Here is a 14,454-nt window from a genome sequence, read left to right on the forward strand (position 1 = left end):
TTTGGTTTCAGATTACCCTAATCATCTGTAAGTATCTGAAAGTCTGGATGCAATTTTTTCCAATGTTCTCTTAATTTTTCTTTATGAGCAGGAATCATAGGTAAGTCTAGTAATAGCACTGGCCATACTGACCGTGCTTTGTCCATGATCGCGTGAAGTTGTTTTTCAATAACACGCCATGGAACACCGACTTTTTCAGCCCATTCTTCAAAGTGTTTCATCTCAGCTAAATACCAATCTTTATTTTTGGCAAGATTTAATGCGAAATGACGCTCATTTTCAATATATACACTGGTCATTAATATATCGTATGCGGGAGATAATCTGGGTGCACTTTTATCATGATAAATCATACTCCAGTTTTTTAAGTGCGCATCTCCATTGGCGAGTAAAATATTGACAAGTAAGCGGCTGGCAAATTGCTGAATATCAATAATTTTGTTATCTGAAAATTGATAAATGATCTTTCCTATCTGCTCATAATTTGTGGTGCTGTATTTCTGCTGTGGATATGCACCGAAGATCTGAGCAAAGTCTTCGATGTGAATAAGCTCTGTAGTATCAGCAGTATTCTGTCTATCAAATCTTTTGATTGCAAAAGCATATTGCTCTTGGGGTAAATTTAATGGTGGAAGGTCTTGTAAGAGTGCCATATCCACCAAGCGAATCTCAGGGACATCTATTCCGACCATTTTTGCAAGGCTCATCATAGAATATTCATTTAGCGGAACAAAAGCATGTCTGGAAGAAGGAGTTTTGACAATCCAGTCCCCGAGTAGAGACGATTCCGTTGCCTGGACTAGTGTAAAACGCCCATCTTTGGCTTTCATGGAAAACTTCATTTGGACGCCGGCCAAGGAAAACTTATTATCTGTTCGGATCTCTTGCTTTAAGATCTGATCTGGATTAGAGATCTGCAATTTGAATTTTATTTCATCTGGAATTTCTTCTGGATCTAATGGAGTCGCAATGAGTGCTCCAGGTAAATCATGACCTAAAGCTGCCAATAACTGAAATTCATTGTCTATATGTACTTTGAGGCTTTGTGCAATCAGTTCGCGCAATGCACCTTCTGGTAGCAAGTTTGATAGCAAGGGATGTAAACGCTGATGTGTAACATAGGTCTTTTCTAAAATTTTATCCGCTTGAGGATACAAGGGGGAAGTCAGCAGGCTCAAGGTCGGACGTTGCTGATCAAAGCGGAAAGAATCTGTAAAAACCAGAATATTTTTTCCGCTCTGAAATCCTGCCAAGTATCCAACGACAGCGTGATGTAATGTTAATTTCAGGACGGCAACAGTATTCATGGTTCCTCTCCTCCGAGAAGACCCTTCCATGGGTTAGTCATTAAGTCATCCTGATCTTCAATAGTGACTTCAATTTCATCATTCAATAATTGTCTAATCAAATGAACCTTATCATCAGGGATGAGCATCAGTTGAGCATTTAATCCTGCCGCGATAATTTCTAAGGTCTCTAATCGAGGGTTACCCTGACTTTCCAGCTTTTGGTATTGCTGTCTTGAAATGCCTGTACGGGATTGCATATCAACTTGCTTTAAGCCCAATTGGGTTCGTCTTTTTTTGATTTGCTGAAGTAAAGACTTATTCATTGTAGATACATTTATTGCTTTTAGGTCATATAAGAAACATATTAGTTTCTTTTTTTTTGAAAAGCAATTTATGAATTTATCATTTCGATCTGTAAAATAGCCCTACTTGTATGAGAAATGGGTGTTCAAGTTGTTGTTGATTTTGCATTGAACCGTACCGGGTTTGTCGGAGACTTTTTTATTTAAGTTAGGCCACCTGACCTAACGTGTTAATCTTATCATCGAACATTTTTTCAAACACAAAAGGTGGCACATAACCTAGCGCACTTGTACAGCGCGCAATAACATAACTTCTCGTTGCAGTTATTGCCAGACCTTACGAACGCCATATCGCCCCGAACTTTCTTTCCAAATTCGTTTGATTCGCTCAGCATGATGAAAATCATGTAGACCTCGTTTTGCTCGATGTTTCCTTGCGAAGCGATGCTTCTTATCTCAGGGAAAGTTGGTCTCCGACAAACCCGGTACGATTCAGTAGATGGTTGATCGTGAACGCCCTAACTCCCGAGCAAGGTTAGCGATTGAGCTTTTACTTTTCAAAGTAGCATAAATTTCGTATCTTTCATCTTGAGAAAGTTGGGTGTATTTCTTCATTGTGTGCTTTCCAATTGCGAGTTGAAAAAGTCTAATGATTCTATGAATACACCTAACTTTTTCAACTAACTACAAATGTGTCGCACTTGGGATTTGAATCTGCGAAATTTATAAGCTCTTAAGATGGAAATTAAACAACTGAAACAGGTAGAAGTCGTTACAGATGTTGTATGTGATGTATGCAACCAATCAACGAAACTGGAGTTTGGAACTTTATCGGCGCATTGGGGCTATGGTTCTAAGCATGACGGGGAAAGATATGAATTGCAGTTATGTGAGAAATGTTTTTTTTATGCACTTGCGACATTAAAAAAAGAGCGAGCAGATGAGTTTATGTTTGATGAAAATTTTGACCCTTCAACCCTAGATGGGTTTGGGTTGAGGTGAACCTATCATCGCGATAGGTTCTAAGAATCCAGAAAATACTGATTCAGATCCACGCCAGCAGCTTCATTTTTAATGGCGAGTAAGGGATTCAGGAAAAATATTTTTCTTTGCTTCGAGGTCACTGAGTTCGGAAAATGCTTGAATACCGCCTGCGGCTTTAATTCCATCTAAAGCGACAGATAGAGCTTCCTGATCTGACGGGAATGTTTCATCCCATACCGTAGAAGTACCACTTTGGTTCACCACTTCCAGTGTCCAATCACTGTCAGGCAGTCGATAAATGAGAATTTCGACCTGCTGATTATGTTCCTGTAAAACTTGAGATAAGGGAGAGTCGATTAAATCATTTTCATCATAATCGTGAGTATGGTGATTGTCTGACATCAGAGGCAACCTTTATTGTACTTAACATCCGTCCATAGTAATGAATGAATCAGATTTTGCCTAGCAGGAGGAATATTATCGGTAAAAAGAGCGGTGAATTCTAAAAAAGAATTGCCCCGACAATAAAACAAAATAATCCAAAAATCACCCAAATCCAGACATTCGATTTGGGTTTCTCAGTATGTGATGTATAGAACGATTGTTGTTCCTGAGTAGGATTTTTTGGGTTGCCAACTCTGTTCTTATAGGGCTGGTGTTTTGAATAGGATAGGCCTGTGCCAGGAATACCAACGCTGGTTCGCGTACCTTTTTTGCCAATATTTAAAGAAGCACCAGGTTTGCCAATGCTTGCACTGCTGATGCCTTTATGCGTCAGATTGATTTTTAATCCAGGTAATATTTTAATACTCTTGCGAAATCTGAAGCCCATATTTTTTCCATTTACAAGAACCAGTTTGGTTTCTATCTCAGTTGTCCGGATACAGTGAAATAAGAGTTTGATTCATTCATAGGACTGATCATTTGACTTATCTAGTGAAAAATCAGTATGTTCTTTAACATAAGATATTGGCTTTTAGACAATGAATCAAACATCAAATTATTACAATCAACATGCTCAAGCATTTTTTGAAAATACCTATCAGGTTGAGATGGAAAGTCTTTACGCACCATTTCTAAGATATTTGCCGGAACAGGCATTGATCCTAGATTTGGGCTGTGGCTCGGGGCGGGACACTTTGGCATTTAAGAAAAAAGGCTATCAAGTTGAGGCAATTGATTATTCTGCCGAGCTGGTTAAAAAGGCCAGGGAGCTGACCAATATTGAAGTACGTCAGCAAAGTTTTTATGACCTAGCTGAGAATAATAAATACGATGGTATTTGGGCTTGTGCATCTCTTTTACATTGTGAAAGAGATCGCCTAACTGAAGTGCTGGGGCTTATATTCAAAGCATTAAAGCTAAATGGTGTGTGTTACATGTCTTTTAAGTATGGCAATACAGACCGTGAGATAGAGGGGCGCAGCTTTACTGACTTGAATGAACAGCAAGCTCATGACTTACTCAAACAAATAGATCAGGCTTTACTGTTACAACAATGGATTACTGTAGATAAACGTCCAGAGCGTACAGAAGAGTGGATGAATATTCTGATTAGAAAAGTGCAGGCTTAGATATGTTATTCAGTATAGCCGAAATACCAACCCCTCAAGAACAGTTGAAATTCTTAAAGCATATTCAGCAGATTTTGCAGTCAGGGACTTTTACTTCGACATATAAGTTTGCTTTGCTGATAAGTATCACGCGTCTGGCGATTGAACAGGGGCAAGATACTGGTGCTGCCTTGCATTTAGAATATCAGGATATTGCTGAAAAGTTTATTGACTTATACTGGAAACAGTCACTGCCGTTTCAGTTTAACCAGTATGAGCCTTTTACTATTCATCAAAGCACTGGTAAGCAGGCAAAGATCATCAGTGAAATCCAGAAAGCACAGCAACAATTCAAGACCTTGGCCGCGTTGAGAAAAGACCAGTTGCACTGGAATCAGCTTAAGAAAGTGGTTGCAGTAACCGTCAAGCAAATGCCGGTGGTGTATTTGCAGAATTTGAATGGTCAAACCATAGAGTTTCTCTATAGTCTTGAAGATTCCAAGCAGTCCCTCAAGCTGTTGCCCAAGGTGATGTATTGCTTAAGACAATTTAGTGAAATCATTGAAGAGTTGTGCCAGAAGCGCTGGATTGATTTTGTTCGGCTAAACAAGCAGAACCTAGTGGTACTGGATGGTTTGCCTGATCTAGATGAATTCATGTTTGCCCCAAGTCGCAATCAACTGGGGAAGGTCGCGGACTTCTTAATTGACGTACAGCAATGCCAGTGTTTTTACTGTGGCAAAAGCCTAAAAAATTCAAAATATGCCGTGGATCATTTTATTCCATGGTCATTATATCCTGCCGATACCGGACATAATTTTGTCCTGGCGGATGAAAAGTGCAACTCACAAAAAAGTAATTATTTGGCGTCAGAACAATTTCTGCAACAGTGGCAGGAGCGGAACTATCTACATGATCAATCTATTGTTCGGGAAATTTCTCAATTAGGTTTTTTAACCGATCTGCAACGTTCGCATCGGGTTGCCGACTGGGCGTATAAGCAGGCAATAGAGAATGAATATTTAGTCTGGCTAGGTGGAAAAGATAAACATATATTAGGTGTTTAGTCCCATATCTGGAGTACTTTAATGTCTTTATTTTTCTGTAGTGAAGATTACTGGAGTAGGCTGCTATATAGTTTAGATTATGTCTCTATCTAGCGCCTGAATTGACAGATTACATCGCTTGACCACGACAATTCATGTCCTTGTCCACCTTTTTACTGCTGCATAATTTAGAATTTTAGGTAAAATCATTTGATTAATGATTCACTTAATTGGACTTCTATAAAAATGACCCAGGTGCAACTACAACAGCTACAAAAACAACTTTGGAATATTGCCAATACTTTGCGTGGCACCATGGGCGCCGATGAATTCCGTGATTACATTCTGGGTTTTATTTTCTTTAAATATTTATCAGAAAAATCGGTGAACTTTGCCAATGAATTGCTCGAGGGTGAAGACGTCAGCTTTTTAGAATTAGATGAAAATAATGCTGAGCATGTGCCCTACATCGAAGAAATTAAAAAGAATGCCATTGCCGAAGTGGGTTATGCGCTTACACCAAAACAGCTATTCCATACCTTAGCCGAGCGTGGTCGTCAGGGCGAATTCATTCTGGATGATTTAACTGCGACCTTAAAATCAATTGAACAAAGCACGTTAGGCACCGACTCTGCCGATGACTTTGCCAACCTGTTTGAAGATTTGGATCTAAACTCGACCAAGCTCGGCAATAATGCCAGTGACCGTAATGCACTGGTGGCGAAAGTCCTGAGTCATTTAGATGATATTGATTTTGATATTTCCAATACCGAAGCCGATGTACTGGGGGATGCTTACGAATACCTGATTGGTGAATTTGCCTCAGGCGCGGGCAAAAAAGCGGGGGAATTCTATACGCCGCAAACGGTATCGACTTTATTGGCAAAGATTGTCACCCAAGGCAAAGAGCGTTTACGTTCAGTCTATGACCCGACTTGCGGTTCAGGTTCGTTGTTGCTTCGGGTAAAACGTGAAGTAAAAGATGTCGACATGATTTACGGTCAGGAGATGAACCGTACCACCTACAACTTGGCACGCATGAACATGATTCTGCATGATGTGCATTTTGCCAAGTTCGACATCAAGCAGGAAAATACTTTAACCCGTCCGCAACATTTAGATAAAAAGTTTGATGCGGTGGTGGCGAATCCGCCATTTTCTGCAAAATGGTCTGCCGATCCGTTATTTCTACAAGATGAACGCTTTGCCGCGTATGGCAAACTGGCGCCAAGTTCTAAAGCCGATATGGCATTTGTACAGCACATGCTGTATCAACTGGATGACAACGGCACCATGGCGGTGGTGTTACCGCATGGCGTATTGTTCCGTGGTTCGAGCGAGGGCGTGATTCGTCAGTATTTGATTGAACAGATGAACGTGGTGGATGCGATTATTGGTCTACCCGCCAATATTTTCTATGGCACGTCTATTCCGACCTGTATTTTGGTGTTGAAGAAAAGCCGTGAGCAGAGCGGCAATATTCTGTTTATTGATGCCAGCAATGATTTTGAAAAGCAGAAGAATCAAAACAAGTTATTGCCTGAGCATTTGGATAAGATTGTTGCGGCATTTGAAAAGCGTGAAAATATTGAAAAATATGCGCATGTCGCGACCTTGCAAGAAGTCAAAGATAACGATTACAACCTGAATATTCCGCGTTATGTGGATACTTTTGAAGCGGAAGCCGAGATTGATTTAGATGCGATTGCAAAACAGCTTCAAGCTTTGGAACACGACAGCCAAAAGACCGATGCCATCATTGCGGATTTTTGCAAAGAGCTTGGGATTGCTTCACCATTTTCGGAGGTGAAGTAATGGCTGTGCCAAAGTTAAGATTTAAAGAGTTTGATGGAGATTGGAGCAAGAAAAGATTAGATTCTTTCCTTGAGCGTACATCTAACCCTGTGAATGTGATCGATACTCAAAATTATGTACAAATCGGGATTCGCTCCCATGGTAAAGGTATTTTTCACAAAGAATCAGTAACGGGTAAAGAACTTGGCAATAAAAGAGTTTTTTGGGTAGTGCCAAATGCTCTTGTAGTAAATATTGTCTTCGCTTGGGAAAGAGCTATTGCGGTTACGTCAGATAAAGAAAATGGATTAATTGCGTCACATCGTTTTCCAATGTATCTACCAAAAGATGGCTTATCTGATGTGAATTTTTTACGCTATATGTTTATAACAGATAAAGGACAAAGTTATTTAGAACTTGCTTCGCCAGGTGGTGCAGGTCGAAATAAAACTCTCGGGCAATCAAATTTTGCAGAATTAAAGATTGATTTACCAATAGTTGAAGAACAAACCAAAATCGCCTCTTTCCTTTCCGCAGTCGATGAAAAGATTAGCCAACTGACCAAAAAACATGAGCTGCTGAGCCAATACAAACAAGGCATGATGCAAAAGCTGTTTAGTCAGCAGATTCGTTTTAAAGCGGATGATGGGAGTGAGTTTGGGGAGTGGGTAGAGTGGAAGTTTGCAAGCTGCATTGATATTTTTGATAATTTAAGAAAGCCTGTTAGTGCATCAGAACGTAAGGTGGGCTTCACTCCTTATTATGGTGCAAATGGAATACAAAGTTATATTGATGGCTATACACATGAAGGTGAATTTATTTTAATCGCTGAAGACGGAGCAAATGATTTAATAAATTACCCCGTGCAATATGTAAATGGTAAAATTTGGGTCAATAACCACGCACACGTAGTTAGTGGTAAACAACATATAGTAGATAATAAGTTTTTAAAATATCGTCTTGGATCAATAGATTTTACAAAATATCTTGTTGGTGGGGGACGTGCTAAGTTAAATGCAGGTGCAATGAAAGAAATTGCCTTTTTATTACCTTGTTTAGAAGAACAAACCAAAATCGCTAATTTCCTATCAAGCATTGACCAAAAAATTGAAGTGGTGGCACAGCAAATTGAACAGGCTAAAACTTGGAAAAAAGGCTTGTTGCAGCAGATGTTTGTGTAGAGGGATCTCATGTCTGAATGGTTATTTCCTGTTAATCCTGCAATTTATCCCTTTAGCCGTAAAACCTCGCCCTTCAGGGCGGGGATATAAGGCTGCAATCCGCTAGTCCCCCTTGTGGGGATTAGCTAGGATTGCTAATGCGGTGTTTGCTGTTGTTGGATATATTGTTTAATAATCCCAATGGGAGCACCTCCACACGATGCAGCGAAATAACTAGGCGACCACAAAGCATTCCCCCATAATTTGTTTTTAATTTCAGGGTGTTTAGTTCTTAAAATACGACTAGATGCACCTTTTAGGCTGTTAACCAAGCTAGAAATAGCTACTTTTGGTGGATAGTTCACAAGTAAATGAACATGATCATGCTCACCATCAAATTCTACCAACTTAGCTTCAAAGTCTAAGCAAATGCGCTTGAATACTTCATTCATAGTTTCGAGCATAGCTTTGGTAAAAACATCTCTACGATATTTAGCCACAAAGACTAAATGAACGTGCATATTAAAAACACAGTGACGACCTGTTCTAATCTCTTGACTATTATCCATAGACCAAATATATTTTAGTGATGAAGACACTTAAATTACGCATAAAAGACAAACATTGCAAGGTGCTAGACCAATTGGCATCTGAAGTTAACTTTGTCTGGAACTATGTCAATGATTTGTGTTTTAAACACTTGCAAAGAAAACAACAATTCTTTTCAGCTTACGATATTGCTAAATACACGAAAGGTACATCAAAAGAGTGCAATTTGCACAGCCAAACCATACAGGCAGTTGCGGAAGAATTAGTTACTCGAAGAAAGCAATTTAAAAAAGCCAAGCTAAAATGGCGTGTCAGTAACAAAAAAAATGCTAGACGTTCTCTCGGTTGGATTCCATTTAAAAAAGTGGCGGTGAAATATGCCGATGGGTATGTCCAATACGGCAAGCATCAATTCAAGCTATGGGACAGTTACGGACTAAGTAAATACAATGTTAAAACAGGCTCGTTTGTCGAGGATAGCCGAGGGCGTTGGTATGTATGTCTTGTGGTTGATTCAATTAAAACAGAGAAAACCACCGCTAAAACCTCAATTGGCATTGATCTAGGACTCAAAGACCTTGCGACTTGCTCAGATGGTGTAAAGTTCAAAGCGCCTAAAATCTATCGTCAATATGAACAAAAACTTGGTATTGCTCAAAGAGCAAGAAATAAAAAACGTGTCAAAGCGATTCATGCCAAGATCAAAAATCTACGTCAAAATATGCTGCATCAATTCAGTCATAAACTGGTGAATGAACATGCAGCCATCTTCGTTGGTAATGTGAATGCCAAAGCATTGGCACAGACAAAATTAGCTAAGTCTGTACTCGATGCAGGTTGGACGACCTTAAGAACCATGCTCAAGTATAAATGCGAGAACGCAGGGGTATGGTATGAAGAAGTCAATGAAGCCTATACCACCCAAACTTGCTCGTGCTGCGGCTCACGCTCCAGTAGTCTGAAAGGTAGAGCAGGACTTGGAATAAGAGAATGGCAGTGTGTGGAGTGCGGTACATTCCACGATAGAGATATAAACTCAGCACTGAATATTCTTGCGCTCGGACATGGGCGTCTCGCAGGAGGAATCTCCGTCCTTTAGGTCGGAGAGGATGTCAAGATATAGATCGTGCTTATCATGATGCACATCAAATATGTTGGGCAAAATACGATTTTGAATTCCAAATTAATGACATTCTATTTTTGTATGTGACAGAGCCAATAGGAAAAATTCAATATCAATATCAAGTTGTTGGATTTGCAGGTCAATCTGATTTGCCAGAAAAAGATAGAGAATATTGGTTAGATCAAAAAGAATTAGAGGCATATAAAGGTGATTACTTTCTAATTCAACCAATTGAAAAAGTTGAGAAAGCATCACTGTCTAGACGATATTTAGCCGAACTAGGTCTAATCACACCAAAAGATACTTTGCAGTCGCATAAGACCACTAAATTTGTAAAAGGTAAATCTTTAGATAAGGTTGAAGCACATAAAAAATTGCTTAGTTATATTGCTGACCAGTTTAGTAATGTTGAAGAGACCAACTATCCTGATGAAGCAGGTGTGAATAGCCCCAAATTTTTTGAAGGCAAAAAACTAACTGTTACTGTAAATGGCTATGAGAGATGTCCCAAAGCGAGAGCTGAATGTATTGCCATTTATGGGACTCGTTGCTATGTCTGTGGCATGAGCTTTGAACATACCTATGGCTCATTTGCTAAAGATTTTATCCATGTACATCATATTGAGCCATTAAATACGATTGGTGAAGAGTATGAGGTTGATCCTAAAGAAGATCTAAGACCTGTCTGCCCAAATTGTCATGCAATGCTGCATAAAACCGAAAATGGTATTCCAATGACAATTGAGAGATTAAAATTTTTATATAGCGTTTCTTTGAGGAATCCGCTTAGACAAACATTTGAAGAATAAATAATTCGAGATTTTTAATGCAGCTTTATCAAACCCAAGCACAGTCATTAGTAGAACTTACAGAAGATCCTTTTCGTTTGGAAAGAGAAATTCAAAGCCTGTTTGAAAGTAATCTTTACAGTTTTACAGGTCTGGAATTTATTAAATCTGAGTTTACGATTAAAAATAATCGTATCGATACTTTAGCTTTCGATCCCGAAAGTCAGGCCTTCGTAATTATCGAATACAAGCGTGAACGTAATTATAGCGTGATTGACCAAGGCGTTTCTTATCTGAATCTGATGCTCGACTATAAGGCAGATTTTATCGTTGAGTACAATGAGAGCCAGAGCAACCAGCTGAAACGTCAGGATGTGGATTGGTCACAAAGTCGAATCATCTTTGTTTCACCGAGCTTTACCGACTTTCAAAAGCAGTCCACCAATTTTAAAGATTTGGGCATTGAGCTGTGGGAAATCAAACGCTATCAAGGTGGAATTGTTTCAGTCAATCCATTGCAGAAAGCCAAATCAGCCCCTTCAATCAAGCAAGTGCAAAAGGTTGAGTCTGAAGATATTCAAAAAATTGCTAAAGAAATCCAGCAATATGATGAAGCCTATCACTTGGAGGATAAGTCCGATGACATCAAAGAGCTATATGAGCAATTCAGGGACTCAATTCTGGGCTTAACCACCGATTTAGAGGTTCATCCCAAGAAAATGTACATAGCCTTCCGTAAGGGTAAGCGTAACTATGTCTATATGAGTATTGGGACAAAGCAAATTCGTATATGGCTGAATATGCCTTTTAATCAACTGGATGACCCGAAACAGCTCGCGAAAGATGTGACCAATATTGGACATTGGGGAAATGGTGATTGTGAGGTGATCGTCTCAGATACAGAAAATTTAGAATATATCTTGAGTTTAATTAAACAAACATTGAAGTGAATAATTTAAGATTTTAGAGGGAAAGGAAATGACAGTACAAAGCGAATATCAACTTGAAAATGAACTGATCGGCCAACTGCAACAATTAGGTTATGCCTCAGTCACGCTCAAGGATGAAAGCCAACTACTGTCTAACCTCAAAACCCAAGTCGAACGCGCCAATGGACTAGCGCCTCTGTCAGAAACGGAATGGAAACAGGTCATCAGTTTTTTGAACACGGGCACAGTGTTTGAACGCGCCAAGAATCTGCGTGATCTGTTCCCAGTCAAATTTGATGATGGAACCAGTAAACACCTTTTTTTCCTGTCTGATGATCCTAGCAAAAATATTTATCAAGTCACCAATCAAATCACCATCGACCACCGCGACTATAATGGCAGAACCAGCCGTTTTGATGTGACCTTACTGGTCAATGGTTTGCCTTTGGTACAGATCGAGCTAAAAAAACGCGGCATGGAAATCGCCGAAGCCTTTAACCAGACTCAGCGTTATACCCGTGAAGCCTATTGGGCAGGGCAAGGGCTGTTTGGTTTTATTCAGCTCTTTGTGATTAGTAATGGTGCCAATACCCGTTATTATTCAAACGGTACCACAGGCATCGAGTTTGCCTTTCCCTGGGCGGATGTCCATAACAAACACATCAATGAAATTGTCGACTTTGCCGAAGCATTTTTAAATCAGCAGCATCTAACCCAAATGCTAACCCAGTACATGGTGCTGCTAGAAACCACCAAAAGCCTGATGGTGCTGCGTCCGTATCAGATTTATGCAGTACAGAAAATTGTGCAGCATGTGCAAAACTCCAATCAGAACGGCTATATCTGGCATACTACAGGTTCAGGCAAAACCTTGACTTCATTTAAAGCCAGTCAGATCATCATGCAAATGCCTGATGTGGAAAAAGTCTTGTTTGTGGTCGATCGTAACGACCTCGACACACAAACCTCAAGAGAATTTAATGCTTTTAAAGCCGACAGCGTCGACAGCACAGATAACACATCGACCTTGGTAAAACAGCTCGATCAACGTCATGACAAACTGATTGTGACCACCATCCAAAAACTCAATCGGGCCATTAGCACCGACCGTTATTTAGAATCGATTGATTATCTTAAAAATAAAAAAGTGGTGTTTATTTTTGATGAATGTCATCGCAGTCAATTTGGTGAGACCCATCAGAACATCAAAAAATTCTTCAGCAATGCACAAATGTTTGGTTTTACCGGTACGCCTATTTTTGAAAAGAACAGCCAAAGCAAAGCAGGTTTAAAACTCACCACAGACTACCTGTTTAATGAGTGTTTGCATAAATACGTGATTGTCGATGCCATCCGTGACCGTAACGTCTTGCAGTTCCAGATTGATTATCGTGGCAAATACACCGCCAAAGGCATGGCGACGAATGAAAGTTATGAGGAAGATGTAGAAGGCATCGATACCAAAGAACTGTATGACAATCCGCAACGCCTTGAAATGATTGCCCGCTACATTGTCAATATTCACGATACCAAAACTCGTAATCGCGAATTTACCGCAATGTTCTGTGTCAGTTCGGTCGAAACACTGACCCAATATTACGACCTCTTTGAAAAGGTGCAGGCTGAAAAGCAAATTGAAGATGAAGCACAAGGTCGGATATTTAAACCGTTGACCATTGCCACTATCTTTTCTTATGCGGCAAATGAGGCTGTACCGACTGATGACTTAACTGGCTTGATTCATGAAGAAGCCGCAGATATTCCAAGTCAGGTCAATTCATCCAGTCGGGATAAGCTGGATCGCTACATTGCCAATTACAATCGACAGTTTAAAACCAACTACAATTCTGGTGATCAATTTTATGCGTACTACCGCGACATTGCACAGCGCGTAAAAAACAGACAGATTGATATTCTAATCGTGGTCAATATGTTCCTCACGGGCTTTGACTCTAAGTCGTTAAATACCTTGTATGTCGATAAAAACCTAAAATATCATGGCTTGATTCAAGCATTCTCACGCACCAACCGTGTCTATAACGATAAAAAACCATTTGGCAATATCATCTGTTTCCGTAACCTGAAACGTGCCACAGATGAAGCGCTGGCGCTATTTTCCAATAAAGATGCGCAAAAGGTGGTACTGGTTCCAAGCTTTGAGGAAATTAAGCAGGATTATGATGCTGCTGTTCAGAAGTTGCTCAAGATCACGCCTGATTATCAAAGCGTGGATGATCTCATGACAGAAGATCAGCAGTTGGAGTTTATTAAGGCCTTCCGTGAAGTGATGCGTTATAACGCTCAGCTGCAAACCTTTATCGAATACGATCAGAACCAGACCGCTTTAGATAAACAGCACTTTGCCAATTTTGCTTCCAAGTATGCTGACTTATGTCGTGATGTACGCAAGACTACGAAAAAAGAAAAAGTCTCTGTACTGGATGATGTCGATTTCCAATTGGATCTGCTACATAGTGACCGGATCAATGTGGGCTATATTATCAATTTGCTGCAAATGGCTCTGGATAGCGGGAATGAGGCCAAACGCAAGAAATACGAAGCACAGATACATGATCTAATTGGTAATGAAGTTACCTTGCATGACAAGCAGGAACTGATTCAGAAGTTCATTGAAGAAAACATGCCGAAGATGATCAATGGGCAGAGCGTCCAAACGGCTTTTTCTGAATTCTGGGATGCTGAAAAAGAACAGGCCTATCAGCATCTTTGTAAAGAAGAAAACCTGAAACCAGAAGCCATGAAGCAGGTTCTGGAGCATTATGAGTTCACCAAACGCCTACCACGTAAAGAAGAGTTGAAGGACTTACCAAACTATAAGGTTAAGCTGTTTGAGCGGGAGAACGTGTTTAGCAATTTGCTGGTCAAGACACGCCAGTTGATTGAGAAGTTTTATGTGGGATTTTAATTGAGGTAAGG

At 39.9% G+C, this 14,454-nt stretch carries 13 protein-coding genes and 4 pseudogenes; 10 read left to right on the forward strand and 7 right to left on the reverse strand.

Annotation, left to right across the window (positions count from 1 at the left end; genetic code table 11):
• Positions 1 to 17: 17 nt before the first annotated feature.
• The 4 genes and pseudogenes from ABEF84_RS00625 to ABEF84_RS00635 all read right to left on the reverse strand — a co-directional run.
• Positions 18 to 1,307 (reverse strand): type II toxin-antitoxin system HipA family toxin, encoded by a 1,290-nt coding sequence (locus ABEF84_RS00625; RefSeq protein WP_180062730.1) that lies wholly within the window; start codon positions 1,305 to 1,307, stop codon positions 18 to 20.
• The gene (locus ABEF84_RS00630; RefSeq protein WP_075167680.1) at positions 1,304 to 1,612 is read right to left on the reverse strand and encodes a helix-turn-helix transcriptional regulator; all 309 of its coding nucleotides are present in this window, start codon (positions 1,610 to 1,612) and stop codon (positions 1,304 to 1,306) included. The genes ABEF84_RS00625 and ABEF84_RS00630 overlap by 4 nt, the downstream gene beginning before the upstream one ends.
• 262 nt (positions 1,613 to 1,874) lie before the next feature.
• Positions 1,875 to 2,023, reverse strand: a pseudogene (locus ABEF84_RS15590) (IS3 family transposase); the annotation flags it as partial.
• Between the two features lie 63 nt (positions 2,024 to 2,086).
• Positions 2,087 to 2,206 (reverse strand): annotated as a pseudogene (locus ABEF84_RS00635) (helix-turn-helix domain-containing protein); the annotation flags it as partial.
• A 123-nt stretch (positions 2,207 to 2,329) separates the two neighbouring features.
• Between ABEF84_RS00635 and ABEF84_RS00640 the strand changes: the two are divergent.
• On the forward strand, positions 2,330 to 2,593 hold the full coding sequence (locus tag ABEF84_RS00640; RefSeq protein ID WP_034585555.1) for a hypothetical protein: 264 nt from the start codon (positions 2,330 to 2,332) through the stop codon (positions 2,591 to 2,593).
• A 69-nt stretch (positions 2,594 to 2,662) separates the two neighbouring features.
• On the opposite strand, the gene ABEF84_RS00645 is transcribed toward ABEF84_RS00640, so the two are convergent.
• Positions 2,663 to 2,977, reverse strand: a complete 315-nt coding sequence (locus ABEF84_RS00645) for a hypothetical protein (protein WP_034585559.1) — start codon at positions 2,975 to 2,977, stop codon at positions 2,663 to 2,665.
• A 100-nt stretch (positions 2,978 to 3,077) separates the two neighbouring features.
• Positions 3,078 to 3,407, reverse strand: a complete 330-nt coding sequence (locus ABEF84_RS00650) for a DUF4236 domain-containing protein (protein WP_347473722.1) — start codon at positions 3,405 to 3,407, stop codon at positions 3,078 to 3,080.
• 151 nt (positions 3,408 to 3,558) lie between these two features.
• Between ABEF84_RS00650 and ABEF84_RS00655 the strand changes: the two genes are divergently transcribed.
• The 5 genes and pseudogenes from ABEF84_RS00655 to ABEF84_RS15600 form a co-directional block, all read left to right on the forward strand.
• Complete coding sequence (locus ABEF84_RS00655) at positions 3,559 to 4,149, forward strand: bifunctional 2-polyprenyl-6-hydroxyphenol methylase/3-demethylubiquinol 3-O-methyltransferase UbiG (protein WP_016658949.1); 591 nt, start codon at positions 3,559 to 3,561, stop codon at positions 4,147 to 4,149.
• A 2-nt stretch (positions 4,150 to 4,151) separates the two neighbouring features.
• Positions 4,152 to 5,195: an HNH endonuclease gene (locus ABEF84_RS00660; protein ID WP_034585565.1), complete on the forward strand. Its 1,044-nt coding sequence runs from the start codon at positions 4,152 to 4,154 to the stop codon at positions 5,193 to 5,195.
• A 225-nt stretch (positions 5,196 to 5,420) separates the two neighbouring features.
• Positions 5,421 to 6,989 carry a type I restriction-modification system subunit M gene (locus ABEF84_RS00665; RefSeq protein ID WP_347473723.1) on the forward strand — a complete coding sequence of 523 codons (1,569 nt, stop codon included), beginning with the start codon at positions 5,421 to 5,423 and terminating at the stop codon, positions 6,987 to 6,989.
• Positions 6,989 to 7,480: pseudogene (locus ABEF84_RS15595) on the forward strand (hypothetical protein); the annotation flags it as partial. The gene ABEF84_RS00665 and the pseudogene ABEF84_RS15595, both read left to right, overlap by 1 nt.
• A pseudogene (locus ABEF84_RS15600) lies at positions 7,466 to 8,149 on the forward strand (restriction endonuclease subunit S); the annotation flags it as partial. The pseudogenes ABEF84_RS15595 and ABEF84_RS15600, both read left to right, overlap by 15 nt.
• A 134-nt stretch (positions 8,150 to 8,283) precedes the next feature.
• Here the strand turns inward: ABEF84_RS15600 and tnpA are convergent.
• Positions 8,284 to 8,697, reverse strand: a complete 414-nt coding sequence (gene tnpA / locus ABEF84_RS00675; protein ID WP_075167884.1) for an IS200/IS605 family transposase — start codon at positions 8,695 to 8,697, stop codon at positions 8,284 to 8,286.
• Positions 8,698 to 8,717: 20 nt separating this feature from the next.
• Here tnpA and ABEF84_RS00680 point away from each other — a divergent pair, with 20 nt between their 5' ends.
• The 4 genes from ABEF84_RS00680 (at position 8,718) to ABEF84_RS00695 (ending at position 14,443) form a co-directional block, all read left to right on the forward strand.
• Positions 8,718 to 9,776 carry an RNA-guided endonuclease TnpB family protein gene (locus ABEF84_RS00680; protein ID WP_034586922.1) on the forward strand — a complete coding sequence of 353 codons (1,059 nt, stop codon included), beginning with the start codon at positions 8,718 to 8,720 and terminating at the stop codon, positions 9,774 to 9,776.
• Positions 9,777 to 9,883: 107 nt separating this feature from the next.
• Positions 9,884 to 10,609 carry an HNH endonuclease gene (locus ABEF84_RS00685; RefSeq protein ID WP_347473873.1) on the forward strand — a complete coding sequence of 242 codons (726 nt, stop codon included), beginning with the start codon at positions 9,884 to 9,886 and terminating at the stop codon, positions 10,607 to 10,609.
• Between the two features lie 17 nt (positions 10,610 to 10,626).
• The gene (locus ABEF84_RS00690; protein ID WP_347463999.1) at positions 10,627 to 11,538 is read left to right on the forward strand and encodes a DUF5655 domain-containing protein; all 912 of its coding nucleotides are present in this window, start codon (positions 10,627 to 10,629) and stop codon (positions 11,536 to 11,538) included.
• A 28-nt stretch (positions 11,539 to 11,566) separates the two neighbouring features.
• Positions 11,567 to 14,443: a type I restriction endonuclease subunit R gene (locus ABEF84_RS00695; protein WP_347473725.1), complete on the forward strand. Its 2,877-nt coding sequence runs from the start codon at positions 11,567 to 11,569 to the stop codon at positions 14,441 to 14,443.
• Positions 14,444 to 14,454 lie beyond the last annotated feature (11 nt).

It is taken from the genome of Acinetobacter sp. ANC 7912, assembly GCF_039862785.1.
GTDB lineage: Bacteria > Pseudomonadota > Gammaproteobacteria > Pseudomonadales > Moraxellaceae > Acinetobacter > Acinetobacter thermotolerans.